Here is a 25,589-nt window from a genome sequence, read left to right as displayed (position 1 = left end):
CGCGCCCCATGGCGACTGTCCCGACGGCCCTCGCCGGACGCCACTTCCTGAAGGAGCTGGACCTCACCGAGCAGGAGTTCCTCGGTCTGATCGAGCTGGCGGCCGAGCTGAAGGCCGCCAAGAAGGCGGGGGCCGAGACGCGGTACCTGCGGGGCCGCAACCTCGCGCTGATCTTCGAGAAGACCTCGACGCGCACCCGCTGCGCGTTCGAGGTCGCGGCCGCCGACCAGGGCGCCTCGACGACGTATCTCGACCCGTCGGGCTCGCAGATCGGCCACAAGGAGTCCGTGAAGGACACCGCGCGGGTGCTCGGCCGGATGTACGACGCGATCGAGTACCGCGGGGACAGCCAGGCCAAGGTCGAGGAACTCGCCGCATACGCGGGCGTGCCCGTCTACAACGGCCTCACCGACGAGTGGCACCCCACCCAGATGCTCGCCGACGTGCTGACGATGGTCGAGCACGGCGTGAGGCCCCTCAAGGAGACCGCCTTCGCCTACCTCGGCGACGCCCGCTTCAACATGGGCAACTCCTACCTGGTGACCGGTGCCCTGCTCGGCATGGACGTCCGGATCGTCGCCCCGAAGTCCTACTGGCCGGCCCAGGAGGTCGTGGACCGCGCGCGGAAGCTCGCCGAGAGCAGCGGTTCCCGGATCACGCTCACCGAGTCCCTGGAGGAGGGCGTGGCGGGCGCCGACTTCGTCGCCACCGACGTCTGGGTCTCGATGGGCGAGCCCAAGGAGGTCTGGGACGAGCGGATCACCGCCCTCGCCCCGTACGCCGTGACCATGGACGTCCTGCGCGCCACCGGCAACCCGGACGTGAAGTTCCTGCACTGCCTGCCCGCCTTCCACGACCTCGGCACCAAGGTCGGGCAGGAGATCTTCGCGAGCCACGGTCTGACCTCGCTGGAAGTGACGGACGAGGTCTTCGAGTCGGCGCACTCCGTCGTCTTCGACGAGGCGGAGAACCGCATGCACACCATCAAGGCCGTACTCGTGGCCACCCTCGCCTGAGCGGGGTCCGTCCGGCTCTCACACCGCGCGCCGCTGAGCCGGCACCGTCGGCAGTCTGAACCACACCGCCTTGCCGGACTCGGTGGGGCGGTGACCGCAGGACGAGCTGAGGGCGCGGATCAGCAGCAGCCCGCGCCCGTGCTCCTGCCAGGGGTCGGGCTCGGTGTCCACCGGCCGGGTCAGGTTGCCGGGCGGTTCCGGGTCCGGGTCGTGCACCTCGACCTGGCAGCCGCTCGGCAGCAGCTCCACCACCAGCTCTATCGGCGCGTCCCCCGCGGTGTGCTCCACGGCGTTCGCCACCAGCTCCGCCGTCAGCAGCTCCGCGGTGTCGCTGTCGGCCCCGTGCTCCAGCTCGGCCAGCGCGGTGCGCACCAGGGCGCGGGCCACGGGCACGGCCGCGGCGGAGTGCGGCAGCGCGATGCGCCAGGAGGCGGAGGAGGAGGGGCGTTCGTGCAAAGCGGTTCCGTTCATGAGCAGGCTGTCCTGCTTTCAACCTTACGAATGGTACGGCGCCGTCCGGCAGGGTCGTCCGACGGGCACCGCGCGGGACCTTCGATCCCGTTGCAGGCGGCTTACCCCTGGCAACGGCTTGCCTCGCACGACTGATCCCGTCGTTGCCGCTCTGTCGACGAGTCGTGACGGATGTGACCGGGCCAGGTCAGATCCGCACCGGCGTATCGCGCACTCCTGACGACAGTCATGAAACGGTGATAACTTCGAAGGCCGGGACTCGTGGAGTCCCCTGAGGCAGTGCCCGCCACCCGATCGAGGAGGCCGCACGTCGTGAGTCCCTTCACCGGCTCCGCCGCCCGCACGCCGCACTGGCGGCACCTGCGCGTCGACCTCGCCGACGGCGTCGCCACCGTCACCCTCGCCCGCCCCGACAAGCTCAACGCCCTCACCTTCGGCGCCTACGCCGACCTGCGCGACCTGCTCGCCGAACTGTCCCGGGAGCGGTCCGTGCGCGCCCTGGTGCTGGCGGGGGAGGGGCGCGGCTTCTGCTCGGGCGGAGACGTCGACGAGATCATCGGCGCCACCCTGGCCATGGACACCGCCCAGCTCCTCGACTTCAACCGGATGACCGGCCAGGTGGTGCGGGCCGTACGCGAGTGCCCGTTCCCGGTGATCGCGGCGGTGCACGGGGTGGCGGCCGGCGCCGGCGCGGTGCTGGCCCTGGCGGCGGACTTCCGGGTCGCCGACCCCTCGGCCCGCTTCGCCTTCCTCTTCACCCGGGTCGGCCTGTCCGGCGGCGACATGGGCGCCGCGTATCTGCTGCCCCGGGTGGTCGGCCTCGGCCACGCGACCCGCCTGCTCATGCTCGGCGAACCGGTCCGCGCCCCCGAGGCCGAGCGGATCGGCCTGATCAGCGACCTGGCCGAGGAGGGCAAGGCGGACGAGGCCGCCGCGACACTGGCCCGCCGCCTGTCCGAGGGCCCGGCCCTGGCCTACGCCCAGACCAAGGCCCTCCTGACGGCCGAACTGGACATGCCGCTGGCGGCAGCGGTGGAACTGGACGCGGCGACCCAGGCCCTCCTGATGAACGGTGCGGACTACGCGGAGTTCCACCAGGCCTTCAAGGAAAAGCGCCCTCCTCAATGGAGCGGACGGTGACCCCGCCGACCCAAGGGGCACGGGGCCGTGCCGACAGGCGGCTTCGCCGCGGGGCGCGACCAGCCCCAGCGGACCCGCACCCGCCGACGGCGACCAGCCGCCCCCCACGCATCGCCGTCATCGGCGGCGGCCCCGGCGGCCTCTACGCCGCGGCCCTGCTGAAACGCCTCCGCCCCGACCGCGAGGTCACCGTCTGGGAACGCAACGCCCCCGACGACACCTTCGGCTTCGGAGTGGTCCTCTCCGACGAGACCCTCGGCGGCATAGAACACGCCGACCCCGCCGTCTACGAGGCCCTCCAGCAGCACTTCACCCGCTGGGACGACATAGACATCGTCCATCGAGGCACCCGCCACACCTCCGGCGGCCACGGATTCGCGGCCCTCGGCAGAAAGCGCCTGCTGGAGATCCTCCATCACCGCTGCCGCGCACTCGGAGTGGAACTCCGCTTCCGCTCCGAGGCCCCGCCCCCGGCCCACCTCGCCGAGACCCACGACCTCGTCATCGCCGCCGACGGTGTGCACAGCACCACCCGCGAGGCCTACGCCCATGTGTTCCGCCCCCATGTGGCCACCCACCACTGCCGATACATCTGGCTCGCCGCGGACTTCGCCCTCGACGCCTTTCGCTTCGAGATCGCGGAGACCGAGCACGGCGTGATGCAACTGCACGGCTACCCGTACACGTCCGACGCCTCCACCGTGATCGTCGAGATGCGGGAGGAGGTCTGGCAGGCCGCGGGCTTCGGGGAGTGCGACGAGCGGGAGTCCGTGGAGCGCTGCGCCAAGATCTTCGCGGACGCGCTGGGCGGCCGGCCGCTCGGATCCAACAAGTCGGCCTGGACCACCTTCCGCACGGTCGTCAACGAACACTGGTCCCACGGCAACATCGTCCTGCTCGGCGACGCCGCGCACACCGCGCACTTCTCCATCGGCTCCGGAACCAAGCTCGCCGTCGAGGACGCCCTCGCCCTGGCCGCCTGCCTGGAGGAGCACGACGGTTCGGAGGAACACGGCGGTCTGGAGCGGGCGTTGACGGCGTACGAGGAGGAGCGGCGGCCCGTCGTCGCCTCCACCCAGCGGGCCGCCCGCGCCAGCCTGGAGTGGTTCGAGAACCTGGGGCTGTACCTCGACCAGCCGCCCCGCCAGTTCGCCTTCAACCTGCTCACCCGCAGCCGCCGTGTCACCCACGAGAACCTGCGGCTGCGCGACCCCCGCTTCACCGCGGCCGTGGAGCGCGAGTTCGGCTGCCCGGCCGGCACGCCCCCCATGTTCACGCCGTTCCGGCTGCGCGGACTGACCCTGCGCAACCGGGTCGTCGTCTCGCCCATGGACATGTACTCGGCCACCGACGGACTCCCCGGCGACTTCCATCTCGTCCACCTGGGCGCCCGGGCCCTCGGCGGTGCCGGCCTCGTCATGACCGAGATGGTGTGCGTGTCCCCGGAGGGGCGGATCACCCCCGGCTGCACCGGCCTCTACACCGGCGCCCAGGCCGAGTCGTGGAAGCGGATCACCGACTTCGTGCACACGCGGGCACCGGGCACCGCGATCGGCGTCCAGCTCGGCCACAGCGGGCGCAAGGGCTCGACCAGGCTGATGTGGGAGGGCATCGACGAACCCCTGGCGGACGGCAACTGGCCGCTCGTGGCCGCCTCCCCCCTCCCGTACCGGCCGGACAGCCAGACCCCCCGCGCCCTCACCCCCGCCCAACTCGCCTACGTGCGCGAGCAGTTCACCGCTGCCGCTCGCCGGGCCGGCCACGCCGGGTTCGACCTCCTCGAACTGCACTGCGCGCACGGCTACCTGCTCTCCGGCTTCCTCTCCCCGCTGACCAACCACCGCACCGACGCCTACGGGGGATCGCTCGCCGGGCGGCTGCGCTTCCCGCTGGAGGTCTTCGACGCGGTGCGCGAGGTGTGGCCGCACGAGAAGCCCCTGACCGTGCGGATCTCCGCCACCGACTGGGCGGCGGGCGGGACCACGGCCGAGGAGGCCGTGGAGATCGCCCGTGCCTTCGCCGCGCACGGCGCCGACGCGATCGACGTGTCGACCGGGCAGGTCGTGGCCGAGGAACGGCCGGAGTACGGGCGGTCGTACCAGACGCCGTTCGCCGACCGGATCCGCCACGAGAGCGGTGTCCCGGTGATCGCGGTCGGTGCGATCTCCTCCTGGGACGACGTCAACTCCCTGATCCTGGCCGGGCGTACGGACCTGTGCGCACTGGCCCGCCCGCACCTCTACGACCCGCACTGGACCCTGCACGCGGCGGCCGAGCAGGGCTACGACGGGCCGGGGGCCGGCTGGCCCACCCCGTACCGGGCGGGCAGCCGACGCCCGCAGACCGGACGCGCGGACGCCCCCAAACCCCGCCTGAAGCTGGGGACGTGAGGACGTACGCGAGAGAGGCCCGCCCGGGTGCCCAGGCATGCTCCGCCGTGCCCGTGGCGCTGTCCGGCGAACTCCACCACGGCCGCGGTGCTCTCAGGCGAGCTCCACCATGCCCGCGGTCAGGGGTCGCGCCGTCCGCCGGGTCGATCAGGACGAACGCGCCGGTGCGCCGGGACACCGCGTAGTCGTCCAGCGCCAGCGGGTCGGCGGTGCGCAGGGTGATCCGGCCAGGTCGTTCGCCGTCAACTCGGCCGCTCCGGCCAGGTCCTCGACGATCACCTTGATGGCCCTTACGACCCCAGGGGCGGTAGGCAAGGAACTCAAGAAGAGAGGTAGAGGAAGCTGAGTGTCGCGCGAGTGCCCTGCGATGTGAGTGAGGTCACACGCCGGCGAAGGTCGCCCCCGCGTCCCGCAGCCGCTCGTGCAGCCCCCGGAACACCGCGGCCGAGCGCGCGCCCGGCCAGTCGGCAGGGAGCAGTCCGGCGGGCAGCCCGGGATCGGCGTAGGGAAGGTGGCGCCAGCTGTCCAGGGCGAGGAGGTAGTCGCGGTACGCCTCCTCGGCCGGGGTGTCCGCCGTCGCGCGCGCCTGCCAGTCCCGCAGTACGCGCGCGTGGCGGTCGAGGAACGCCTCGTGCTCCTTGGCGATCGCCGCCAGGTCCCACCAGCGGGCGACCGCCTCGATCGTCGCCGCGAAACCGAGGTGCTCGCCGCGGAAGAAGTCGACGTACGGTTCGAGCCGCAGCCGCTGGAGGGTGTGCCGGGTCTCCTCGTAGAGCCGTGCCGGGGCGATCCACACACCGGGTGCCGCGGTGCCGAAGCCGAGCCCGGCCAGACGGGAGCGCAGCACGTGCCGCTTCTGCCGTTCGGACTCCGGCACGGAGAACACGGCGAGCACCCAGCCCTCGTCGTCCGGCGGGGTCGTGGCATAGATACGGCGGTCGCCGTCCTCCAGCATCTGGCGGGCGTCCGGCGACGGTTCGTACCCCGCCGCCCCCTGTGCCGTCCGGGCCGGCAGCAGGAGCCCGCGGCGTTTGAGCCGGGACACGGACGAGCGTACGGAGGGAGCGTCGACGCCGACCGCGGCCAGCAGTCGGATCAGCTCGGCGACGGGCACCGGGCCGGGCATGAAGCGGCCGTACGCGCCGTAGAGCGTGACGATGAGAGACCGTGGTGCATGCTGGTCGGACACGTTGATCATCTTAGGTCGTCGGCATCACTGCTGGTCACCATCGGTGTCACCTTCGTCGCCGGGAGCGGTGCGCAGTCTGAACCGCTGGAGCTTGCCGGTCGCCGTGCGCGGCAGCGCGTCGAGGAGGACGATCTCGCGCGGGCATTTGTAGGGCGCCAGTTCGGACCGGACGAAGGCGCGCAGAGCCTCGGTGTCCCGCTCGGCGCCCTCCTTGAGGACGGCGTAGGCCATCACGACCTGCCCGCGTGCCTCGTCGGGCCTGCCCACGACCGCCGCCTCCAGGACGTCCGGGTGGCGCAGCAGGGCGTCCTCGACCTCCGGTCCGGCGATGTTGTACCCGGCCGAAATGATCATGTCGTCGGCGCGGGCGACGTACCGGAAGTAGCCGTCGGGCTCGCGGACGTAGGTGTCGCCGGTGATGTTCCAGCCGCCGCGCACGTACTCCCGTTGCCGGGGGTCGGCGAGATACCGGCAGCCGACCGGCCCGCGGACGGCGAGCAGTCCGGGTTCGCCGTCGGGCAGCGGTTCGCCGTTCTCGTCCTGCACGCGCGCGTGCCACCCCGGGACGGGCACCCCCGTCGTCCCCGGCCTGATGTGCTCGTCGGCCGCGGAGATGAAGATGTGCAGGAGTTCGGTGGCCCCGATGCCGTTGATGATCCGCAGGCCCGTCCGTTCCTCCCAGGCCCGCCAGGTGGCGGCCGGCAGGTTCTCACCGGCGGAGACGCAGCGCCGCAGCGAGGAGACGTCGTACGCGTCGAGTTCGTCGAGCATCGCGCGGTAGGCGGTGGGGGCGGTGAACAGAACCGACACCCGGTGCTCGGCGACGGCGGGCAACAGCTGCCGGGGACCGGCCTGTTCGAGGAGCAGGGCGCTCGCGCCGACCCGCATCGGGAAGACCACCAGCCCACCGAGCCCGAAGGTGAAGCCCAGGGGCGGACTCCCGGCGAAGACATCGTCACCATGTGGCCGCAGCACATGGTGCGCGAAGGTGTCGGCGGTCGCCAGCACATCCCGGTGGAAGTGCATGCACCCCTTAGGGCGGCCGGTGGTCCCCGAGGTGAACGCGATCAGCGCGACGTCGTCGGCCGCGGTCTCCACCGCGGTGTACGGCTCCGCGGGCGCCGCCCGGTTCAGCAGGTCGCCCGGGGCGTCACCGCCGTACGTGGTGATCCTGAGCCCCGGTATCTCGGCCTTGGAGAGGTCGTCGACGGCCCGGATGTCGCACAGCGCGTGCCGTATCTCCGCCATCTCGCACATCGTGCTCAGTTCGTGCGGGCGCTGCTGGGCCAGCACGGTGACGGCGACCGCGCCCGCCTTCAGCACCGCCAGCCAGCAGGCCGCCAGCCAGGGGGTGGTGGGTCCGCGCAGCAGGACCCGGTTGCCGGGGACGACGCCTAGGTCACGGGTGAGGAGGTGCGCGATGTGGTCGACATGGGCGCGCAGGTCGCCGTACGTCCAGGTCCCGCCGGAGGGGGTGTGGAACACCGGTCGGTCCGCGGCCGGCCCGGTGAGCAGCTCGGCCGCGCAGTTCAGCCGATCGGGGTACTCCAGCTCCGGCAGGTCGAAGCGGAGTTCCGGCCACTGGTCGGGGGGCGGGAGATGGTCGCGCGCGAAGGTGTCGACGTGGGCCGAGGCGTTCATGGCGGTTCGCCCCCTTGCCTTGTGGGCATCGGTGGTGGGCATCCCGGTCGGGCTCGCGGAACGAGCGTATCGTGTTGGTGACGACAGTCAACGGGGCGCGATACCGTCGGGGGAGTGGCCGCGGGGCCGCGGGGAGAGAGGACCGGCCATGCCCGCATTCTCACTCGAACCAGCACAGACCGCCCGGTGCGCCGAGCTGCGCGCCCTGGCCGCGGACCGGCTACGGCCCCTCGCGGACCGGGGCGAACCGGGCCGCGTCAACCGCCCGCTCGTCGCCGAACTCGGCCGACTCGGCCTGCTGTCCCGGCTGTTCACCTCCGGCGCCCTCGACCTCTGTCTGATGCGGGAGTCCCTCGCCTACGCCTGCACCGAGGCCGAGACCGCCCTCGCTCTCCAGGGCCTCGGTGCCCACCCCGTCCACGCCCACGGCACCCCGGCCCAGCGCGACCGCTGGCTGCCCGGGGTGGCCGACGGCACGACGGTGGCGGCGTTCGCGCTGAGCGAGCCGGGGGCGGGGTCGGACGCGGCGGCGCTGTCGTTGCGGGCAGAAGCAGAAGCAGAAGCAGAAGCAGAAGCAGAAGCAGAAGCAGAAGCAGAAGCAGAAGCAGGAACGGAAGCGGCGAGTGTGGGGGCGGCCGGGGCACCGGGTGCCGGGCGAGTCGACGCGTGGACGGGTCTCTCTGGCGAGGCGGGGCCGGGAGCGGGGGGACTGTCGGTGGCCGCTCCGGGTGCCGAGCCGGGCGGCGCGCGCCCCGGAGGCCCCGTCGCCGCCGTGCCCGCCGGCACCGCCCGCTGGCGGCTCACTGGGGAGAAGTGCTGGATCTCCAACGCCCCCGAGGCCGACTTCTACACCGTCTTCGCCCGCACCACCCCGGGCGCCGGGGCCCGCGGAGTGACCGCCTTCCTCGTCCCCGCCGACCGCCCCGGCCTGACCGGAGCCGCCCTCGACATGCTCTCGCCGCACCCCATCGGCAGCCTCGCCTTCGACGCCGTGCCGGTGAGTGCCGACGACATCCTCGGCGAGCCCGACCGAGGGTTCCGGGTCGCGATGGGCACCCTCAACCTCTTCCGCCCCAGCGTCGGCGCCTTCGCGGTCGGCATGGCCCGGGCGGCGCTCGACGCGACCCTCGCCCACACCGCCCAACGGGACGCGTTCGGCGGCAAGTTGAGGGACCTGCAGACGGTCGCCCACCAGGTCGCCGAGATGGCCCTGCGCACCGAGGCGGCCCGCCTCATGGTGTACGCGGCGGCGACGGCGTACGACGAGCACGCACCGGACGTCCCGATGCGCGCGGCGATGGCGAAGCTCCTCGCCACCGAGACCGCGCAGTACGTCGTCGACACGGCCGTCCAACTCCACGGCGCCCGCGCCCTGCGCCACGGCCACCTCCTCGAACACCTCTACCGCGAGGTGCGCGCCCCGCGGATCTACGAGGGCGCGAGTGAGGTCCAACGGGGCATCATCGCCAAGGAGTTGTACACAGGCGTGGAATCCATGGGAGCCGAGGCATGACCGCCGAGCGGGTGAACCCGCCCGACCTCTCCCCGCCCACCGGCTTCTCCCACGCCGTCGTCGCCACCGGGTCACGACTGGTGTTCCTGGCGGGGCAGACGGCTCTCGATGCCGAGGGGAAGGTCGTCGGCGACACCCTGCCCGAGCAGTTCGAGCGGGCCCTCGCCAACCTCCTCGCTGCCCTGACCGCCACCGGCGGCACCCCGGCCGACCTCGCCCGCGTCACGGTCTACGCCACGGACATCGCCGCGTACCGGACTCATGCACCCGAACTGGGCCGCGTGTGGAGGGAGTTGGCGGGACGTGACTATCCGGCCATGGCGGTCGTGGAGGTCGTACGCCTGTGGGACGAGCGGGCGAAGGTGGAGATCGACGGCTTCGCCGTGCTGCCGTAGCCGCGACCGGGTAACGATCGGTCCGCGACGGGGTCGCGATCAGTCAGGCAGCGATCGTCGGTGACCAGTGACCAGTGACCAGTGACCAGTGACCAGTGACCGGTGATCACTGATTCAGTGATCGGTCGGCAGTCAGGCGGCGATCGTCAGCCGCTCGGCGGGCACCCGGTGCGGGGCGACGATCCGGCCGTCCGGCAGCAGCTCGCCCGTGTCGTCGAAGACGATCGCGCCGGTGCAGAGCAGGTTCCAGCCCTGCTCGGGGTGGGCGGCGACGATGTGCGGGGCCGGGCTCTCGGCTGCGTGACACGAGGTCTGGTGGGAACACACGGCGCACCTCCACGTCGGTAGGACCGTCGGATCGGGTCCGTATGGATAGACCATCCTCTCGCCGAGAACTCATCGGAACGGCCTGTCGAGAAGCGTGACAACACGCGGACAACACCCGGACGGTTCCACGACCGTCGGTGCGGACTCGCCACCGAAGGGGTGACGGTCACGGCGGTGGGCGCACGTGCCCGGTACCAGTGGAGGCCCCCACTCCAGGAGGTTTCCCATGTCCCTGCGCCCCGCTCTCGGCGCCGCCGCCGGTACCGCGCTGCTCCTGCTGGCCGCGCCCGCCGCCTCGGCGGCCCTCGCCGCGCCGGCCACCGCCGACCCGTACGAGACGGTGACGGTCGACCCGACGGGCCGTCTCGCGGCCGACGGCACCGTCACGCTCTCCGGCACGTACCGCTGCACCGGGGGCACCGGCCCGGTGTTCGTCAGTTCGTCCGTCGTCCAGAACTCCTCGACCACGCGGCACGGCATCGGCGGCACCCGCGCGGTGTGCGACGGCATGGAGCACCCCTGGCAGAACAGCGGCAAGCCGTCGCCGAGTTCGCTCGCACCCGGCGCGGCACGCGTCGAGGCGACCCTGATGGAGCTGAGCCCGCAGGGCGGCCTGCCACTGCCCCGCTTCCACGCGGCCGACCGGGAAGACGTCACCCTGGTCAACGGCTGACCACGGCTGACCACGGCTGCCCCGGTTGTCGGCGGCCGGCTGGACCGGCCACGGCCGCCCGCGGCTGATCGCGAGGTCAGTCCATCAATCCCGCGGCGACCGTGGCGCCCAGTTCCCAGCACGCCTCGACGTCCGTCTTGCCGGGTTCACCCGTCACGGTCACGGCCTCGGCGGCCCGCCGCCAGCCGAGGCCCGTCGTGATCGCCTCGATACCGCGCACCGCGCCGGTGACGTCGTTGCCGCCGTGGACGTAGTAGCCGAACGGGCGCCCCTGTGTCGTGTCGAGGCAGGGGTAGTAGACCTGGTCGAAGAAGTGCTTCAGCGCGCCGGACATGTAGCCGAGGTTCGCCGGCGTGCCGAGCAGGAACCCGTCGGCGGCGAGCACGTCGGACGCCGTGGTGTCCAGCGCCGCCCGCCGCACGACGCGGACACCCTCGATCTCCGGGTCCGTCGCTCCGGCGACCACGGCCTCGAACAGGGCCTGGCAGTTCGGCGAGGGCGTGTGGTGCACGATCAGCAAGGTAGCCACCCTCGTACCCTGCCACGAGAAACGGGGCGAGCCGTTTAGGGTCAGCCCCGTTGCCGGTCAGCCTCCGCTGCAGGGCTGCAGGGCTGCAGGGCTGCAGGGCTGCAGCCCTGCCGGACCGCCGCTTCGCCGGGTCATCGGCCCGCCCCAGCGCCCGGAGCAGCGGAGCCCGGTGGCGGACGCCCTCGCCGGTTCGTCCCGGGGACGGCGGCTGATCAGGATCGGCGACGGGGCGGACCCGGCGGTCACCGACCCCGATCCTCCCACCGCGACCCCGGCCCCCTGCGCGAGACGCCGATACACGCCGCCCCCGCTCCTGGTCGGCGCCTGAACCCGTGCACGGGTCGCTGCTCCGACCCACGCACCGGCCGCTGCTCCGCCCCGCAGGACCGTCGCTCAGATGTCCCGGAAGATCTCGATCTGCGCCCCGACCGAGTTCAGCCGCTCGGCGAGCTCCTCGTACCCGCGATTGATGACGTACACGTTCCGTAGTACGGACGTGCCCTCCGCCGCCATCATCGCCAGCAGCACGACCACGGCGGGGCGCAGGGCCGGCGGGCACATCATCTCGGCGGCGCGCCAGCGGGTCGGGCCCTCCACCAGGACCCGGTGCGGGTCGAGGAGTTGGAGGCGGCCACCGAGGCGGTTGAGGTCCGTCAGGTAGATCGCGCGGTTGTCGTAGACCCAGTCGTGGATCAGCGTCTTGCCCGACGCGACGGCCGCGATGGCCGCGAAGAAGGGGACGTTGTCGATGTTCAGACCGGGGAACGGCATCGGGTGGATCTTGTCGATCGGCGCCTCCAGCTTGGAGGGCCGGACGGTGAGGTCCACCAGGCGGGTGCGGCCGTTGTCGGCGGGGTACTCCGGGGTGCGGTCGTGGTCGAGGCCCATCTCCTCCAGGACCGCGAGCTCGATCTCCAGGAACTCGATGGGCACCCGGCGCACCGTCAGCTCCGACTCCGTGACGACGGCGGCGGCCAGCAGGCTCATGGCCTCTACCGGGTCCTCGGAGGGGGAGTAGTCGACGTCCACGTCGATGTTCGGCACGCCGTGCACGGTGAGCGTGGTGGTGCCGATGCCCTCGACCTCGACGCCCAGGGCCTCCAGGAAGAAGCAGAGGTCCTGGACCATGTAGTTGGAGGACGCGTTGCGGATGACGGTGACGCCCTCGTGCCGGGCGGCGGCGAGGAGCGCGTTCTCCGTCACGGTGTCACCGCGCTCGGTCAGCACGATCGGCCGGTCGGGCCGTACCGACCGGTCGATCGTCGCGTGGTACTGGCCCTCGGTCGCCGCGATGTCCAGCCCGAACCGGCGCAGCGCGATCATGTGCGGCTCGATGGTCCGCGTACCGAGGTCGCAGCCGCCGGCGTACGGCAGCTTGAAGCCGTCCATGCGGTGCATCAGCGGGCCGAGGAACATGATGATGGACCGCGTGCGTACGGCGGCCTCCGCGTCGATCGCCGCCATGTCCAGCTCGGCCGGCGGCACGAGTTCGAGGTCGACGCCGTCGTTGATCCAGCGGGTGCGGACGCCGATGGAGTTGAGGACCTCCAGCAGGCGGTACACCTCCTCGATGCGGGCGACCCGGCGCAGCACCGTGCGCCCCTGGTTGAGCAGGGAGGCGCACAGCAGTGCCACGCACGCGTTCTTGCTCGTCTTCACGTCGATGGCGCCGGACAGCCGACGGCCGCCGACCACCCGCAGGTGCATCGGGCCCGCGTAGCCCAGAGAGACGATTTCGCTGTCCAGCGCTTCACCGATTCGAGCGATCATCTCAAGGCTGATGTTTTGGTTGCCGCGCTCGATGCGGTTGACGGCGCTCTGACTGGTGCCGAGTGCCTCGGCAAGCTGCGACTGCGTCCAGCCTCGGTGCTGCCGGGCGTCACGGATGAGCTTGCCGATACGTACGAGGTAGTCGTCTGCCATGAGGGCGAGGTTATCTCAGATATGAGATGTCGCCTCTCGGGAAGTCTGTTCGGGTGACGACTCCGTGACGCGCCTGATGGGCCGTCAGTGACGCTTCGAGGTACGCGTCCGGCGCCATCCGAAGGGCCCGGGCAGATCGACCGATGTCGTACGGCGTCCCGTGCTGCTGTGGGTCTGCTTGGGGCCGTTGCGGCTGCCGGTGGTGATGGACCAGGAGCGCCGGTTGATGTTCAGGCGCACGCCGGGCAGGATCCGGAAGCTCTTGCGGAACGTGAGGGGCATGAGGGCCTTCCTTGAGGGTCGGTCAGGTACTCCCAACGCCCTTCGGATACCCCGACTTGACGAACTGATGGCCGAATGCGACTGCCTCCTTGAAGGTGGCCGACGCGACCGGCTCCGTGGCGTACGGCGGCACGGAGGTGTGGCGGTATGGCGGGGGCGATGCGGTACCGGTGTCGGGTGGCGCGACCATGGCCATGACGGTCACGGGCACTCGATGTCGACGTACGGGATGTCGTCGCAGGAGACCGGGTGAAGGTGGAGGGCGCTGACATGAATGCCGCCGTCGGCCCGCCCGTGGTGGGGGCGCTCCACCCGCACTGTGACGGAACAGCGGGGAGGCCGGGCATGACCAACCCGGCCCCATGTACTAGAGTTATCTCGACATCGAGATATCTACCTAGGCGCACCGCGGTCGCGCGCCATCAGCACTCTGGCGGTAAGGCATACCTAACTTAGCCTTACCTTAGCGGATTGGCCAAGAGGGCGTGGCGGCAGGATGCGGTGGTAGGCGCACAAAAATGAAGGAGACTGTCGTGTCGGCGAACAGCTTCGACGCCCGCAGCACGCTGCAGGTGGGCGACGAGTCGTACGAGATCTTCCGGCTGGACAAGGTGGAAGGCTCGGCTCGCCTTCCGTACAGCCTGAAGGTGCTGCTGGAGAACCTGCTCCGCACCGAGGACGGCGCGAACATCACCGCCGACCACATCCGGGCCCTCGGCGGCTGGGACTCGCAGGCGCAGCCCAGCCAGGAGATCCAGTTCACGCCGGCCCGCGTGATCATGCAGGACTTCACCGGCGTGCCGTGTGTCGTCGACCTCGCCACCATGCGTGAGGCCGTCAAGGAGCTCGGCGGCGACCCGGCGAAGATCAACCCGCTGGCCCCGGCCGAGCTGGTCATCGACCACTCCGTCATCGCCGACAAGTTCGGCACCCACGAGGCATTCGCGCAGAACGTCGAGCTGGAGTACGGCCGCAACCGCGAGCGCTACCAGTTCCTGCGCTGGGGTCAGACCGCGTTCGACGAGTTCAAGGTCGTCCCGCCCGGCACCGGCATCGTCCACCAGGTCAACATCGAGCACCTGGCGCGCACGATCATGGTCCGCAAGGGCCAGGCGTACCCCGACACCCTGGTCGGCACCGACTCGCACACCACCATGGTCAACGGCCTCGGCGTCCTCGGCTGGGGCGTCGGCGGTATCGAGGCCGAGGCCGCGATGCTCGGTCAGCCGGTCTCGATGCTCATCCCGCGCGTCGTCGGCTTCAAGCTGACCGGTGAGCTGCCCGCCGGCACCACCGCCACGGACCTCGTGCTCACGATCACCGAGATGCTGCGCAAGCACGGCGTCGTCGGCAAGTTCGTCGAGTTCTACGGCGAGGGCGTCGCCGCCACCTCCCTCGCCAACCGCGCCACCATCGGCAACATGTCGCCGGAGTTCGGCTCCACCGCCGCGATCTTCCCGATCGACGACGAGACGCTGAAGTACCTGCGCCTGACCGGCCGGGACGCGCAGCAGGTCGCGCTCGTCGAGGCGTACGCCAAGGAGCAGGGCCTCTGGCTGGACCCGAAGGCCGAGCCGGACTTCTCCGAGAAGCTGGAGCTCGACCTCTCGACGGTCGTCCCCTCCATCGCCGGCCCGAAGCGCCCGCAGGACCGCATCGTCCTCGCGAACGCCGCCGAGCAGTTCAAGGTCGACGTCCGCAACTACGTCGACTCCGTCGACGAGGCGGGCCAGGAGTCCTTCCCGGCCTCCGACGCCCCGGCCGTCGCCCCGAACGGCGCTCCGTCCAACCCGGTCACCGTGACCGCCGCCGACGGCTCGACGTACGAGATCGACCACGGCGCGGTGACGGTCGCGGCCATCACCTCCTGCACCAACACCTCCAACCCGTACGTCATGGTCGCCGCCGCGCTGGTCGCGAAGAAGGCCGTGGAGAAGGGCCTGACCCGCAAGCCGTGGGTCAAGACCACCCTCGCCCCGGGCTCCAAGGTCGTCACCGACTACTTCGACAAGGCGGGGCTCACCCCCTACCTCGACAAGGTCGGCTTCAACCTCGTCGGCTACGGCTGCACCACCTGCATCGGCAACTCCGGCCCGCTGCCGGAGGAGGTCTCCAAGGCCGTCAACGACCATGACCTGGCCGTGACCTCGGTGCTCTCCGGCAACCGTAACTTCGAGGGCCGGATCAACCCCGACGTCAAGATGAACTACCTGGCGTCCCCGCCGCTGGTCGTCGCGTACGCCCTCGCCGGCTCCATGAAGGTGGACATCACGAAGGACGCGCTCGGCGTCGACCAGGAGGGCAAGCCGGTCTTCCTGGAGGACATCTGGCCCACCGAGGCCGAGGTCAACGACGTCGTGGCGAACGCCATCGGCGAGGACATGTTCAACAAGTCCTACCAGGACGTCTTCGCGGGCGACGCCCAGTGGCAGGCGCTGCCGATCCCGACCGGCAACACCTTCGAGTGGGACGCGGAGTCGACGTACGTCCGCAAGCCCCCCTACTTCGAGGGCATGACGATGGAGACCACCCCGGTCTCCGACATCGACGGCGCCCGCGTACTGGCCAAGCTGGGCGACTCGGTCACCACCGACCACATCTCCCCGGCCGGTGCGATCAAGGCCGACACCCCGGCCGGCAAGTACCTCACCGAGCACGGCATCGAGCGGCGTGACTTCAACTCCTACGGCTCGCGCCGAGGCAACCACGAGGTCATGATCCGCGGCACCTTCGCCAACATCCGCCTGCGCAACCAGGTCGCGCCGGGCACCGAGGGCGGCTACACCCGCGACTTCACGCAGCCGGACGCGCCGGTGTCGTTCATCTACGACGCCTCGCGCAACTACATCGAGCAGGGCACCCCGCTGGTCATCCTGGCCGGCAAGGAGTACGGCTCCGGCTCGTCCCGCGACTGGGCGGCCAAGGGCACCGCGCTGCTCGGCGTCAAGGCCGTCGTCGCCGAGTCCTACGAGCGCATCCACCGCTCCAACCTGATCGGCATGGGCGTCATTCCGCTCCAGTACCCGGCCGGCCAGTCCGCCGAGTCCCTCGGCCTGACCGGCGAGGAGGCCTTCTCCATCGCCGGCATCACCGAGCTGAACGACGGCACCACCCCCGCCACGGTCAAGGTCACCACCGACACCGGTGTGGAGTTCGACGCGGTCGTCCGCATCGACACCCCCGGCGAGGCCGACTACTACCGCAACGGTGGCATCCTGCAGTACGTGCTGCGCAGCCTGATCCGCAAGTAGGCGGTACGGCAAGGCAGTTGAGGGCCGCATCCCCGTCACGGGGGTGCGGCCCTCCGCCGTACCCGTCCGCGGTGCCGTTCGCCGTCCCGTTCCTCGTGCCGGGGCCGGGAAATCGCAGGTCATCACCCATCCTCAGGTGGAACACAGGGTTCCCTCAGCGGACCGGGACACGATCGGGACATGACTGGCAGCTCCGGGTCCCGAACCGGCCGCGTCCGCGTGCTCATCGTCGATGACGAGCCCACGCTCACCGAAGTGTTGTCCGTGGCCGTCACCGAGGCGGGCTGGCGGCCCTACCCCGTCGTGGACGGACACAGCGCCCTGCGCGTGGCCCGCGGCTGCGCCCCGCACGCCGTGGTGCTCGACGGGATGCTGCCCGACCTCGACGGCCTCCAGGTGCTGCGCCGGCTGCGGCAGGAGAACCCGAAGCTGCCCGTCCTCATGCTCACCGCCCGCGACGCCCTGGAACACCGCCTGGACGGCCTGGAGGCGGGCGCCGACGACTATGTGACCAAGCCCTTCTCCCTGGAGGAGGTCGTGGTGCGGCTGCGCGGACTGCTGCGCCGGGCCGGCACCGAACACGGCCGCCGCGACGAGTCCGTACGCGTACTCGGCGACCTCGTACTGACCGAGGACAGCCGCGAGGTGCGCCGCGCGGACACGGCCGTCCCGCTCACCGCCAAGGAGTTCGACCTGCTCAGCCTGCTCGTCAACCACCCGGGCCAGGTACTGAGCAAGGCCCAGATCCTCGACCACGTCTGGAGCAGCTCCTTCGACGGCGGCGGCAACCTCGTCGAGGTCTTCATCTCCGGCCTGCGCCGCAAACTGGACAAGGGCCGGGCGCCGATGATCCACACCGTCCGCGGGGTGGGATACGCCATCCGGTCGGCGGAGGAGGGGAGATGACCACCCGGCCGAGCCTGCGGCTGCGCACCCGGTCCCTGCGCACCCGGCTGCTCCTCTTCGTCGGCGCCACCCTCGTCGTGGTGTGCGCCACGCTCGCGCTCACCACCGCCTACGTCCAACGCGCCTACCTGATGGGCAACCTGGACGACCGCGTCACCAACGCCGCCGAACGCAGCCTGGGCGGCGCCCTGCTCCACCCGGAACTGCCGGCCGACCTGGGCTTCCTCCACGAGTCCGGCCACCCCGCCGGCCTGCTCGCCGCCCGCCTCGACGGCGATGGCGCCCTCGTGTCCGCGGCGATCGTCGGCGAGGACGCCGCGCCCAGGGACCTGACCACCGCCGAGCGCACCGCCCTCGCGGGCATCGCGGCCGACGGCTCGAAGCACACCCGGACCGTCCCCGGCCTCGGCACCTACCGGGTCACCGCGCTCGACGACGGCGGCACCCGGGTCCTCGCCGGCCTGCCCATGGACGACGTCCAGGACATGATCAGCGGCCTGGTCGTGGTCGAGGTGGTCGTCGCCGGTGTGGGGCTGGCCGTCGCGGGCTGTTTCTGCGCGGTGGTCATACGGCGCCAACTGCGGCCCCTGGACCGGGTCGCCGCCACCGCCGCCGAGGTCTCCCTCGCCCCGCTCGGGCGCGGCGAGGTCACCGGCCTGACCCGGGTGCCCGAACCCGACACCGATCCGGGCAGCGAGGCCGGGCAGGTCGGCGCCGCCCTCAACCGCATGATCGACCACGTCGAGTCCTCCCTCGCCGAGCGGCAGCGCGGCGAGGAGCGGGTGCGCCGCAGCGAGGAGAAGATGCGGCGCTTCCTCGCCGACGCCAGCCACGAACTCCGTACGCCGCTCGCGTCCATCGCCGGATACGCGGAGCTGATGAACCGCGGCACCGACCGGATCGAGCCGGTGATCGCCTGGCGCCGGGTCTCCGCCGAGTCGGCCCGGATGACCGGCCTGGTGGAGGACCTGCTCCTGCTGGCCCGGCTCGACGAGGGCCGGCCCCTGCAGTCCGCCGAGGTGGATCTCGCCGCGCTGGTCGCGGAGGCGGTGTGGGACGCGCGTGCCGCGGGCGGCGGCCACCACTGGCAGCTGGAACTCTCCCTCGACGCCCCCACACCGGTCGTCGGCGACGAGGCCCGGCTCCACCAGGTCGTCGCCAACCTGCTGGCCAACGCCCGGATGCACACTCCCGTGGGCACGACGGTCGTGGCGTCCGTCGAGGCCACCCCGGAGCGCTGCGTCATCCGCGTCCGCGACAACGGCCCCGGCATCCCGCCCGCCCTCCTGCCCAGGGTCTTCGAACGCTTCACCCGGGCCGACACCTCCCGCTCCCGCACGGACGCGCGGGCGGGCGGCTCGGGGCTGGGCCTCGCCATCGTGGCGGCCATCACCTCCGCCCACGGCGGCCGTATCGACGTGCACAGCGTCCCCGGGCACACGGAGTTCACCCTCGACCTCCCCGTGGCGGACGACCCGCCAGGAGCGGGAGCAGGGACGGGTGCGGGGAGGGGGACGGGCGCGGGCGCGAGTGCGGTCCAGCCGGGCCGGAGCCGGTCGGCCTCGGTGTAGCCGACCGCGGGCATCACGTCCCTTCGACGAGGCACTGGTCCGATGTGCCTGAACAGCCGTGCGACGCAAGGGACTCGGGACGGGCGACCGGAACATGCCGATGGGCACCGGGGAATCGAAGCCCATCGGGTCCATGGGCGGTTACGACCTGCTCGAACGGCTGGGCAGCGGCGGCATGGGGGTCGTCCACCCGGCCCGCGCCGCCTCCGGACGCCAGGTCGCGGTCAGGGTCGTACACGCCCAGTACGCGCAGGACGAGGAGTTCCGCACCCGCTTCCGCACCCGCTGCCGACAGGAGGTCGCGGCACCCCGGCGGGTGAGCGGTGCCTTCACCGCCCCCGTGGTGGACGCCGACCCGGACGCCGAACTGCCCTGGATGGCCACGCTGTTCGTGCCCGGCCACACGCTGGAGGACATCGTTGCCGAGCAAGGGGGCCCTGAGCGGACGCGAGATGCGCACCCTGACCCTGGGGTCGGTGGAGGCGCTGCGGGACATCCAACGGGCCGGCGTGGTGCACCGGGACCCGAAGCCGAACAACGACCACCTTCGTGCGTCAGGCGTTTACAACTGAGCCATACGGCGCTAGCTTCCCCAGGAGGTGGGTGGGAGCGCTCCCATTCGGTGGACCGGAACCCGCTCCGTGGCCGCTTCCGCCCGCCGCATCCGCAACATGCAACGCCATCCGCACATCGGCATGCGTGCACCTGCACCTGTATCTGCATCCCTGCACCAGGATCCACTTCCACGCACCCGGGATCCAACGCACCCGCACCCCATGTCTGCGCACCCATACACGCGTAACCCCACGGCCCGTACCTCAGGAACGGACTGATCTGTCATGATCACGACAAGAACGCCGGGATCTCCCGACTTCCCGCGCCGGTTACTGTCCCCCACCCGCGCCAGAGCCCTCTTCCTCGTCCTCGTGGCACTGCTCGCGACGATCCCGGCGCTCAGCCTGGTCGTCACGGCCGGCGGCAAGGCGGAGGCCCACGGCACCCCGATGAAGCCCGGTAGCCGCACCTTCCTGTGCTGGCAGGACGGACTCACCGACACCGGCGAGATCAAGCCGGTCAACCCGGCGTGCAAGAACGCCCAACAGGTCAGCGGCACCACGCCGTTCTACAACTGGTTCTCGGTGCTGCGCTCGGACGGAGCCGGCCGCACCCGCGGCTTCGTGCCGGACGGACAGCTGTGCAGCGGCGGCAACGCCAACTTCACGGGCTTCAACGCGGCCCGCAGCGACTGGCCGCTCACCCACCTCACCTCGGGCGCGTCCGTCGACTTCTCGTACAACGCCTGGGCGGCGCACCCGGGTTGGTTCTACGTCTACGTCACCAAGGACGGCTTCGACCCGACCCAGCCCCTCACCTGGGACGACATGGAGGAGCGGCCCTTCCTCAGCGTCGATCACCCGCCGCTCAACGGCAGCCCGGGCACGGTCGAGGCCAACTACTCCTGGAACGGCCAACTTCCCACCGGCAAGTCGGGACGCCACCTCATCTACATGGTCTGGCAGCGCTCGGACAGCGCCGAGACCTTCTACTCCTGCTCCGACGTCGTCTTCGACGGCGGCAACGGCGAGGTCACCGGCATCCACGAGCCGGGCAACCCGAGCGAACCGGTGCCGGGCGCCTGCTCGGCCACCCGCAGGACCACGGGCAGTTGGAGCGGCGGCTACCAGTCCGAGGTGACCGTCACCAACTCCGGCGATGTGTCCATGCTGGGCTGGATGGTCGACTGGACGCTGCCGGGCGGCCAGAAGGTCGAGAGTCTGTGGAGCGGCAGCGCGACGTACAACGGCCAGGCGGTGATGGTCCACAACGCCGACTGGAACGGCTCACTCGATCCGGGGGAGAGCGCGACGTTCGGCTACGTCGTCTCCGGCTCCGGCGGTGATACGGCGACGACACTTCCCTGCCGGGTCGGCTGAGTCCGGACCGGCCGTCCTCACCCGCACCCGAACCCCTGCTCGGGGCGGACCCGGTGGCGTGTGCCACCGGGTCCGCGAGCCGGCCGGGCGAGGGGGGAGTCCGTCCGGCCGGGGGGTACGGCTTGTGGTGCGACCGCGTGGTGACGTTGCTTCGACAACGTTGTCCGAACAGCCCGCACCTGACTGTACCGCTCCGTCGGACAACGATGTCAATCGGGTGGGTCACTGGGCTGTGCGGGTGCCGTGACCGCGTGCCCCCGCAGCCGTACGCCCTCGTCCGTGGTACGGGTGGCGCACGCTACTGTCCCCGCGGCTTGTGCGACCTGTGGTGCGCGACCCGTCCGAAGGAGGAGGGGCCGCGTCATGCGTTTCCGTCCCGTGTCCCTGCTGTCCGCCGCGCTGCTCGCGGCGACCGGAGTCACCCCCGCACTCGCCGCACCCGTACTCGCCGCCCCCACTCTCCCCGCACCGGCGCTCGCCACCCCCGCCCCCGCCCCCGCCGCGCCGTCCGGCCTGGTGGGAGACCCCACCGGTCACGTCGACCCGCTCATCGGCACCGGGAACGGCGGCAATGTCTTCCCGGGGGCCGTCGTCCCGTTCGGCATGCTCTCCTTCAGCCCCGAGAACACCCGCGGTGACGCCACCCGGACCGCCGCCCCCGGCGGCTACCACTACGACGCCACCCGCATCCGCGGCTTCAGCCTCACCCACATGTCCGGCACCGGGTGCGCGGGCGGCAGCGGTGACATCCCGTTCTTCCCGTTCCCGGGCGAGGTCACCACGTCCCCGGCGAGCGACACCAAGGACGCGGTGTACGCCGCCGACTTCAGCCACGCGGACGAGACCGCTGAGCCCGGCCACTACAAGGTGGGCCTCGCCTCCGGCATCACCGCCGACCTCACGGCGACCGCCCGCACGGGCTCGGCCCGATTCACCTACCCGGACGGCAAGCCCGCCTCCCTGCTGATCCGCACCGCCAACTCCGAGGTGGGATCGACCGGTTCGGCGATCGAGATCGACCCGGCGACCCGCACGGTCTCCGGCTCCGTCACCTCCGGGAACTTCTGCGGGTATCTCGACCCGGAGGGTCGACGCGCCTACTACACCGTCCACTTCATCGCCCGCTTCGACCGCCCCTTCAAGGCGACCGGCACCTGGCAGGACGCCCGGCTGAGCCCGGGCTCGACCTCCGCGCGCGGCGGCACGGGCGGTTTCGCGAACGGGGGACGGCCCGTCGCCGGCAAGGGCGCCGGTGGATACGTCGAGTTCGAGCCGGGCGCGGGCCCCATCGGCGTCAAGGTCGGCATCTCGTACGTCGGCAGGGCCGGCGCCGAGGCCAACCTCGCCGTGGAGAACCCGCCGCGACGCTCCTTCGACTCGGTGCGGGACGCGGCCCGCCGGGCCTGGCGCGAGCGACTGGACGCGATCCGGGTGGGCGGCGGCACGGACGACGAACGCACCACCTTCTACACCGCGCTCTACCACTCCCTCCTGCATCCGAACGTCATCAGTGACGTCGACCGCCGATACCGGGGCGCCGACGGCCGCGGGCACGCCGTCGCCCACGGTCACCGCGCCCAGTACGGCACCTTCTCCGGCTGGGACGTCTATCGCGACCAGGTGCAACTGCTCACGCTGCTCGACCCGGACACCGGCTCCGACATCGCCCAGTCGCTGTACGAACTCGCCCGGCAGAACGGCGGAGTCTGGGACCGCTGGCTGCACGGCGCGGGCGGCACCCACGTCATGAACGGCGACCCCTCGCCCCTCGCCCTGGCCGGGATCCACGCCTTCGGCGGCACGGACTTCGACCTCGGCGGCGCCTTGGACTCGCTTGTCAGGGCGGCCACCGTACCCACCCGGCACGACCTGTCGCCGGCCGGGAAGCCGGTCCTCTCGGTCGGTCAACGCCCCTCCCTGGACAGGTACTTGGCGTCGCACTACATGCCGTCCGCGTCCAACGCCTGGGGCGGCGCCGCCGAGACGCTGGAGATGTCCGGAGCCGACTTCGCGCTCTGTGAACTGGCCCGTGCGGCAGGCCGCGAGGACACCGCCGAGACCTTCGCGGCCCGCGCCCAGTGGTGGCAGAACACCTTCGACATCGCCGCGCACCCGACCGGCGGCTACATCGCCGACCGCGGGGCGGACGGTGGTTGGGCCGCCGGATTCACCCCGGCCACCGGCAACGGCTTCGTCGAGGGGACGGCCGCCCAGTACACGTGGATGGTCCCGCACAACCCGGCGGGCCTGTTCGCGGCGATGGGCGGCCGGGAGAGGGCACTGACCCGCCTCGACGCCTTCTTCCACGACGGCGACGGCGACTGGGCCTTCACGGGCAGCGGCGGCGAGAAGGCCGAGCTGGACAACGAGCCGTCCCTCAACGTGCCCTACCTGTACGACTACGCGGGCGCCCCTTACAAGACGCAGGAGACGGTACGGGCGGCGATGCGCACCCTCTGGTCCACCGCACCCGGCGGCATCCCCGGCAACGACGACCTCGGCGCGATGTCGTCCTGGTACGTCTTCTCGGCGCTCGGCATGTACCCGCAGGTGCCCTCCCGTGCCGAACTCGCCCTCGCCTCACCGCTGTTCCCGCGCATCGAGATCGACCGCCCGAGCGGCGGCGACATCTCCGTCCACGCGGAGGGAGCGGGTGCGGCAGCCCCGTACATCCACTCCTTGAAGCTCAACGGCCGTTCACACGAACGGTCTTGGCTGCCCGGCTCCCTCGTGCGGGACGGCGGCAGGCTCGACTACACACTCTCCGAAACGCCCGACAAGGTGTGGGGGAGCACGCCGGCCGACGCCCCGCCGTCCTTCCGGGACGGGGAGCAGCCCTACCAGGTCAGCATCGACCCGGTCACGGCCACGATCGCGCCCGGGGAGAGCGCGAAGGTCCGCATCCGGACCCTGTCGATGAACGCCGGCCAGGGCCCCGAGGTCCGATTCCGTATCGAGGCACCCGACGGCATCACGGCAACTCCCCCCGAAGGAACGGTCGTCGACGGCACCCGGGAGATCACGCTGACCTCGGCCGCGGACGCCGCGCAGGGTTTCCACGACGTGAAGGTCACGGTGACCACGCGGGGCTCGTCGTACAAGCAACCGGTGTCCCTGAGGGTGGCCGCCCCCGGCACCCTCCTCGCCGCCTACGACACCGTCGGCGTCTCCGACGACTCCGGCGCCCCCACCGAGGCCGACTACGACGGCGGCGGCCGGAGCTACTCCCGCCAGGCGCTCGCCGCGGCCGGGCTGACCCCGGGCGCCCGGGGCGCGGCGGCCGGCCTGGCCTTCACCTGGCCGGCCTCGCCACCCGGCCGCCCCGACAACGCCTCGACGGCCGGACAACTCATCCAACTCACCTCGCCCACGCATGAGTTGTCCTTCATCGGGAGCGCGGTCAACGGCAGCCGCCGCGCCGAGGCCACCGTCACCTACAGCGACGGCAGCACCGACACCGTCGACCTCGCCCTCACCGACTGGACGCTCGGCGGAGGCGGCGGCAGCGTCCAGTACGGCAACCAGGTCGTCGCCCGGACCACACACCGGAACGTGGCCGGCGCGAACCAGGACCCGGTCCCCACATACGTCTTCGCGACCAAGCCGTTCACGGCCCCGCAGGGAAAGACCATCACGGCCGTCCGACTGCCCAAGGACCGAAACCTGCACGTGTTCACGGTGGCGGTGGGCTGAACGCCCCTGCTGACCCGTCGAGTCGGCGCCGGGACGTGTCTTTCGGGTACCGACGTCCGGCGCCGGACATCCTCCTCGACAACACCCGCGTCATGGACGTCCCGACGGCGTCGGCTGCCAGGGCACGCACCGTATCGCTGGTGTGCTCTGGGCGCTTGCTCGCAGTCACCCGCAACCGATCCTCACTCGTGTGACCGCGGGTCGAAAGAGGTCGCTGTCAGCTGGGCGCAGGGGAAGCGGCGCCGTCGGCCTGGAAGTCGAAGTTGATCTGGTCTTCCTCGACGGAGGTCACCTTGACAGTCACGCCCAAGGTGCTGCCGTCGTCCGCGGTGAGCGTGCAACGGGTGGTGGTGCCGACCTTCCCGGCGAGATCATCCGGGCAGGTGATGTCCGGCTTCGGTCGGCCCGTCGTGGCGGCGAGCTTCTCGGACAGCGTCGTGGCCAGCTTGTCCGAAGACATCTTCGGAGTGGACGTACCGACATGGACCGAGGCCGAGCAGCCGACGAGCAGCACGCCGACGGCCACGACCGAGAGGCACCACGTTGCAGCGGACGAACGGGCCGTGGCCATGAGGGCTCCATCAGTGGTGATCAAGGCAGAAAGACGCCGGACAGAATACGTGGCGGAACCGCGCCGGGTGGGTCGCCGATGGTCTCCCAGGACGTAGGCGGACGAGCCGAAGGCCGTAGCGGCGATTCCTCCCGGGTGCCCTTCGCCGGGCTCGGCCCCGGCGTCCAGGGGACT

19 protein-coding genes and 1 pseudogene are annotated in these 25,589 nt (G+C 71.4%); 12 read left to right on the top strand and 8 right to left on the bottom strand.

Features of this window, described 5'->3' with window-relative positions; translation table 11 throughout:
- The first annotated feature begins 8 nt into the window (after nt 1-8).
- Nucleotides 9-1,016 (top strand): ornithine carbamoyltransferase, encoded by a 1,008-nt coding sequence (gene argF / locus ACZ5VD_RS17830; RefSeq protein WP_468548263.1) that lies wholly within the window; start codon nt 9-11, stop codon nt 1,014-1,016.
- 18 nt (nt 1,017-1,034) lie between these two features.
- Here the strand turns inward: argF and ACZ5VD_RS17825 are convergent, their stop codons facing one another.
- On the bottom strand, nt 1,035-1,487 hold the full coding sequence (locus ACZ5VD_RS17825) for an ATP-binding protein (protein ID WP_468682655.1): 453 nt from the start codon (nt 1,485-1,487) through the stop codon (nt 1,035-1,037).
- A 312-nt stretch (nt 1,488-1,799) separates the two neighbouring features.
- Here ACZ5VD_RS17825 and ACZ5VD_RS17820 point away from each other — a divergent pair, with 312 nt between their 5' ends.
- The gene (locus ACZ5VD_RS17820; protein WP_468682654.1) at nt 1,800-2,627 is read left to right on the top strand and encodes an enoyl-CoA hydratase family protein; all 828 of its coding nucleotides are present in this window, start codon (nt 1,800-1,802) and stop codon (nt 2,625-2,627) included.
- A complete protein-coding gene (locus ACZ5VD_RS17815; protein ID WP_468682653.1) occupies nt 2,612-5,017 on the top strand; it encodes a bifunctional salicylyl-CoA 5-hydroxylase/oxidoreductase in 2,406 nt (801 codons plus the stop codon). Before ACZ5VD_RS17820 ends, ACZ5VD_RS17815 begins: the two co-directional genes overlap by 16 nt.
- A 379-nt stretch (nt 5,018-5,396) precedes the next feature.
- Here the strand turns inward: ACZ5VD_RS17815 and ACZ5VD_RS17810 are convergent, their stop codons facing one another.
- A complete protein-coding gene (locus tag ACZ5VD_RS17810; RefSeq protein WP_468548259.1) occupies nt 5,397-6,215 on the bottom strand; it encodes a PaaX family transcriptional regulator in 819 nt (272 codons plus the stop codon).
- Between the two features lie 15 nt (nt 6,216-6,230).
- A complete protein-coding gene (locus tag ACZ5VD_RS17805; protein WP_468682691.1) occupies nt 6,231-7,934 on the bottom strand; it encodes an AMP-binding protein in 1,704 nt (567 codons plus the stop codon).
- Between the two features lie 61 nt (nt 7,935-7,995).
- Here ACZ5VD_RS17805 and ACZ5VD_RS17800 point away from each other — a divergent pair, with 61 nt between their 5' ends.
- Nucleotides 7,996-9,360 carry an acyl-CoA dehydrogenase family protein gene (locus tag ACZ5VD_RS17800; RefSeq protein WP_468682652.1) on the top strand — a complete coding sequence of 455 codons (1,365 nt, stop codon included), beginning with the start codon at nt 7,996-7,998 and terminating at the stop codon, nt 9,358-9,360.
- Nucleotides 9,357-9,755 carry a RidA family protein gene (locus tag ACZ5VD_RS17795; RefSeq protein ID WP_468682651.1) on the top strand — a complete coding sequence of 133 codons (399 nt, stop codon included), beginning with the start codon at nt 9,357-9,359 and terminating at the stop codon, nt 9,753-9,755. The genes ACZ5VD_RS17800 and ACZ5VD_RS17795 overlap by 4 nt, the downstream gene beginning before the upstream one ends.
- Nucleotides 9,756-9,887: 132 nt before the next feature.
- On the opposite strand, the gene ACZ5VD_RS17790 is transcribed toward ACZ5VD_RS17795, so the two are convergent.
- Nucleotides 9,888-10,082 (bottom strand): DUF5999 family protein, encoded by a 195-nt coding sequence (locus tag ACZ5VD_RS17790; RefSeq protein WP_468548255.1) that lies wholly within the window; start codon nt 10,080-10,082, stop codon nt 9,888-9,890.
- A gap of 226 nt (nt 10,083-10,308) precedes the next feature.
- Here ACZ5VD_RS17790 and ACZ5VD_RS17785 point away from each other — a divergent pair, with 226 nt between their 5' ends.
- Nucleotides 10,309-10,755 (top strand): DUF6299 family protein, encoded by a 447-nt coding sequence (locus ACZ5VD_RS17785; RefSeq protein ID WP_468548254.1) that lies wholly within the window; start codon nt 10,309-10,311, stop codon nt 10,753-10,755.
- A 76-nt stretch (nt 10,756-10,831) separates the two neighbouring features.
- Here the strand turns inward: ACZ5VD_RS17785 and ACZ5VD_RS17780 are convergent, their stop codons facing one another.
- The 3 genes from ACZ5VD_RS17780 to ACZ5VD_RS17770 all read right to left on the bottom strand — a co-directional run bounded on the left by ACZ5VD_RS17780 (nt 10,832) and on the right by ACZ5VD_RS17770 (nt 13,489).
- Nucleotides 10,832-11,284, bottom strand: a complete 453-nt coding sequence (locus ACZ5VD_RS17780) for a flavodoxin family protein (RefSeq protein WP_468548253.1) — start codon at nt 11,282-11,284, stop codon at nt 10,832-10,834.
- Between the two features lie 393 nt (nt 11,285-11,677).
- Nucleotides 11,678-13,207: a helix-turn-helix domain-containing protein gene (locus ACZ5VD_RS17775; RefSeq protein WP_468548252.1), complete on the bottom strand. Its 1,530-nt coding sequence runs from the start codon at nt 13,205-13,207 to the stop codon at nt 11,678-11,680.
- Between the two features lie 84 nt (nt 13,208-13,291).
- The gene (locus ACZ5VD_RS17770) at nt 13,292-13,489 is read right to left on the bottom strand and encodes a DUF4236 domain-containing protein (protein WP_468548251.1); all 198 of its coding nucleotides are present in this window, start codon (nt 13,487-13,489) and stop codon (nt 13,292-13,294) included.
- A gap of 533 nt (nt 13,490-14,022) precedes the next feature.
- Between ACZ5VD_RS17770 and acnA the strand changes: the two genes are divergently transcribed.
- From acnA to ACZ5VD_RS17740, 6 genes and pseudogenes are all read left to right on the top strand, one after another.
- Nucleotides 14,023-16,740, top strand: a complete 2,718-nt coding sequence (gene acnA / locus ACZ5VD_RS17765; protein ID WP_468548250.1) for an aconitate hydratase AcnA — start codon at nt 14,023-14,025, stop codon at nt 16,738-16,740.
- Nucleotides 16,741-16,920: 180 nt separating this feature from the next.
- Nucleotides 16,921-17,646 (top strand): response regulator transcription factor, encoded by a 726-nt coding sequence (locus ACZ5VD_RS17760; protein WP_468682650.1) that lies wholly within the window; start codon nt 16,921-16,923, stop codon nt 17,644-17,646.
- Complete coding sequence (locus ACZ5VD_RS17755; RefSeq protein WP_468682649.1) at nt 17,643-19,217, top strand: HAMP domain-containing sensor histidine kinase; 1,575 nt, start codon at nt 17,643-17,645, stop codon at nt 19,215-19,217. The genes ACZ5VD_RS17760 and ACZ5VD_RS17755 overlap by 4 nt, the downstream gene beginning before the upstream one ends.
- 94 nt (nt 19,218-19,311) lie before the next feature.
- Nucleotides 19,312-19,777, top strand: a pseudogene (locus ACZ5VD_RS17750) (protein kinase domain-containing protein); the annotation flags it as partial.
- Nucleotides 19,778-20,056: 279 nt separating this feature from the next.
- Nucleotides 20,057-21,151 carry a lytic polysaccharide monooxygenase auxiliary activity family 9 protein gene (locus ACZ5VD_RS17745; protein WP_468682648.1) on the top strand — a complete coding sequence of 365 codons (1,095 nt, stop codon included), beginning with the start codon at nt 20,057-20,059 and terminating at the stop codon, nt 21,149-21,151.
- A gap of 363 nt (nt 21,152-21,514) precedes the next feature.
- The gene (locus ACZ5VD_RS17740; protein WP_468682647.1) at nt 21,515-24,844 is read left to right on the top strand and encodes a GH92 family glycosyl hydrolase; all 3,330 of its coding nucleotides are present in this window, start codon (nt 21,515-21,517) and stop codon (nt 24,842-24,844) included.
- Between the two features lie 217 nt (nt 24,845-25,061).
- On the opposite strand, the gene ACZ5VD_RS17735 is transcribed toward ACZ5VD_RS17740, so the two are convergent.
- Nucleotides 25,062-25,415 carry a DUF4333 domain-containing protein gene (locus ACZ5VD_RS17735; protein WP_468682646.1) on the bottom strand — a complete coding sequence of 118 codons (354 nt, stop codon included), beginning with the start codon at nt 25,413-25,415 and terminating at the stop codon, nt 25,062-25,064.
- Nucleotides 25,416-25,589: the final 174 nt, after the last annotated feature.

Source organism: Streptomyces sp. NPDC032822 (assembly GCF_055578825.1).
The sequence above is the reverse complement of the archived record's forward strand: the minus strand, read 5'-3'. Positions and strand labels throughout refer to the sequence as shown.

Excerpts from the sequence above, each read along its gene's own strand:
- ACZ5VD_RS17800 (WP_468682652.1), top strand. The coding sequence starts at position 7,996 with ATGCCCGCATTCTCACTCGAACCAGCACAGACCGCCCGGTGCGCCGAG.
- ACZ5VD_RS17815 (WP_468682653.1), top strand. The coding sequence starts at position 2,612 with ATGGAGCGGACGGTGACCCCGCCGACCCAAGGGGCACGGGGCCGTGCC.
- ACZ5VD_RS17755 (WP_468682649.1), top strand. The coding sequence starts at position 17,643 with ATGACCACCCGGCCGAGCCTGCGGCTGCGCACCCGGTCCCTGCGCACC.
- ACZ5VD_RS17735 (WP_468682646.1), bottom strand. The coding sequence starts at position 25,415 with ATGGCCACGGCCCGTTCGTCCGCTGCAACGTGGTGCCTCTCGGTCGTG.
- ACZ5VD_RS17770 (WP_468548251.1), bottom strand. The coding sequence starts at position 13,489 with ATGCCCCTCACGTTCCGCAAGAGCTTCCGGATCCTGCCCGGCGTGCGC.
- argF (WP_468548263.1), top strand. The coding sequence starts at position 9 with ATGGCGACTGTCCCGACGGCCCTCGCCGGACGCCACTTCCTGAAGGAG.
- ACZ5VD_RS17775 (WP_468548252.1), bottom strand. The coding sequence starts at position 13,207 with ATGGCAGACGACTACCTCGTACGTATCGGCAAGCTCATCCGTGACGCC.
- ACZ5VD_RS17745 (WP_468682648.1), top strand. The coding sequence starts at position 20,057 with ATGATCACGACAAGAACGCCGGGATCTCCCGACTTCCCGCGCCGGTTA.
- ACZ5VD_RS17825 (WP_468682655.1), bottom strand. The coding sequence starts at position 1,487 with ATGAACGGAACCGCTTTGCACGAACGCCCCTCCTCCTCCGCCTCCTGG.
- ACZ5VD_RS17810 (WP_468548259.1), bottom strand. The coding sequence starts at position 6,215 with ATGATCAACGTGTCCGACCAGCATGCACCACGGTCTCTCATCGTCACG.
- ACZ5VD_RS17760 (WP_468682650.1), top strand. The coding sequence starts at position 16,921 with ATGACTGGCAGCTCCGGGTCCCGAACCGGCCGCGTCCGCGTGCTCATC.
- ACZ5VD_RS17740 (WP_468682647.1), top strand. The coding sequence starts at position 21,515 with ATGCGTTTCCGTCCCGTGTCCCTGCTGTCCGCCGCGCTGCTCGCGGCG.
- ACZ5VD_RS17795 (WP_468682651.1), top strand. The coding sequence starts at position 9,357 with ATGACCGCCGAGCGGGTGAACCCGCCCGACCTCTCCCCGCCCACCGGC.
- ACZ5VD_RS17785 (WP_468548254.1), top strand. The coding sequence starts at position 10,309 with ATGTCCCTGCGCCCCGCTCTCGGCGCCGCCGCCGGTACCGCGCTGCTC.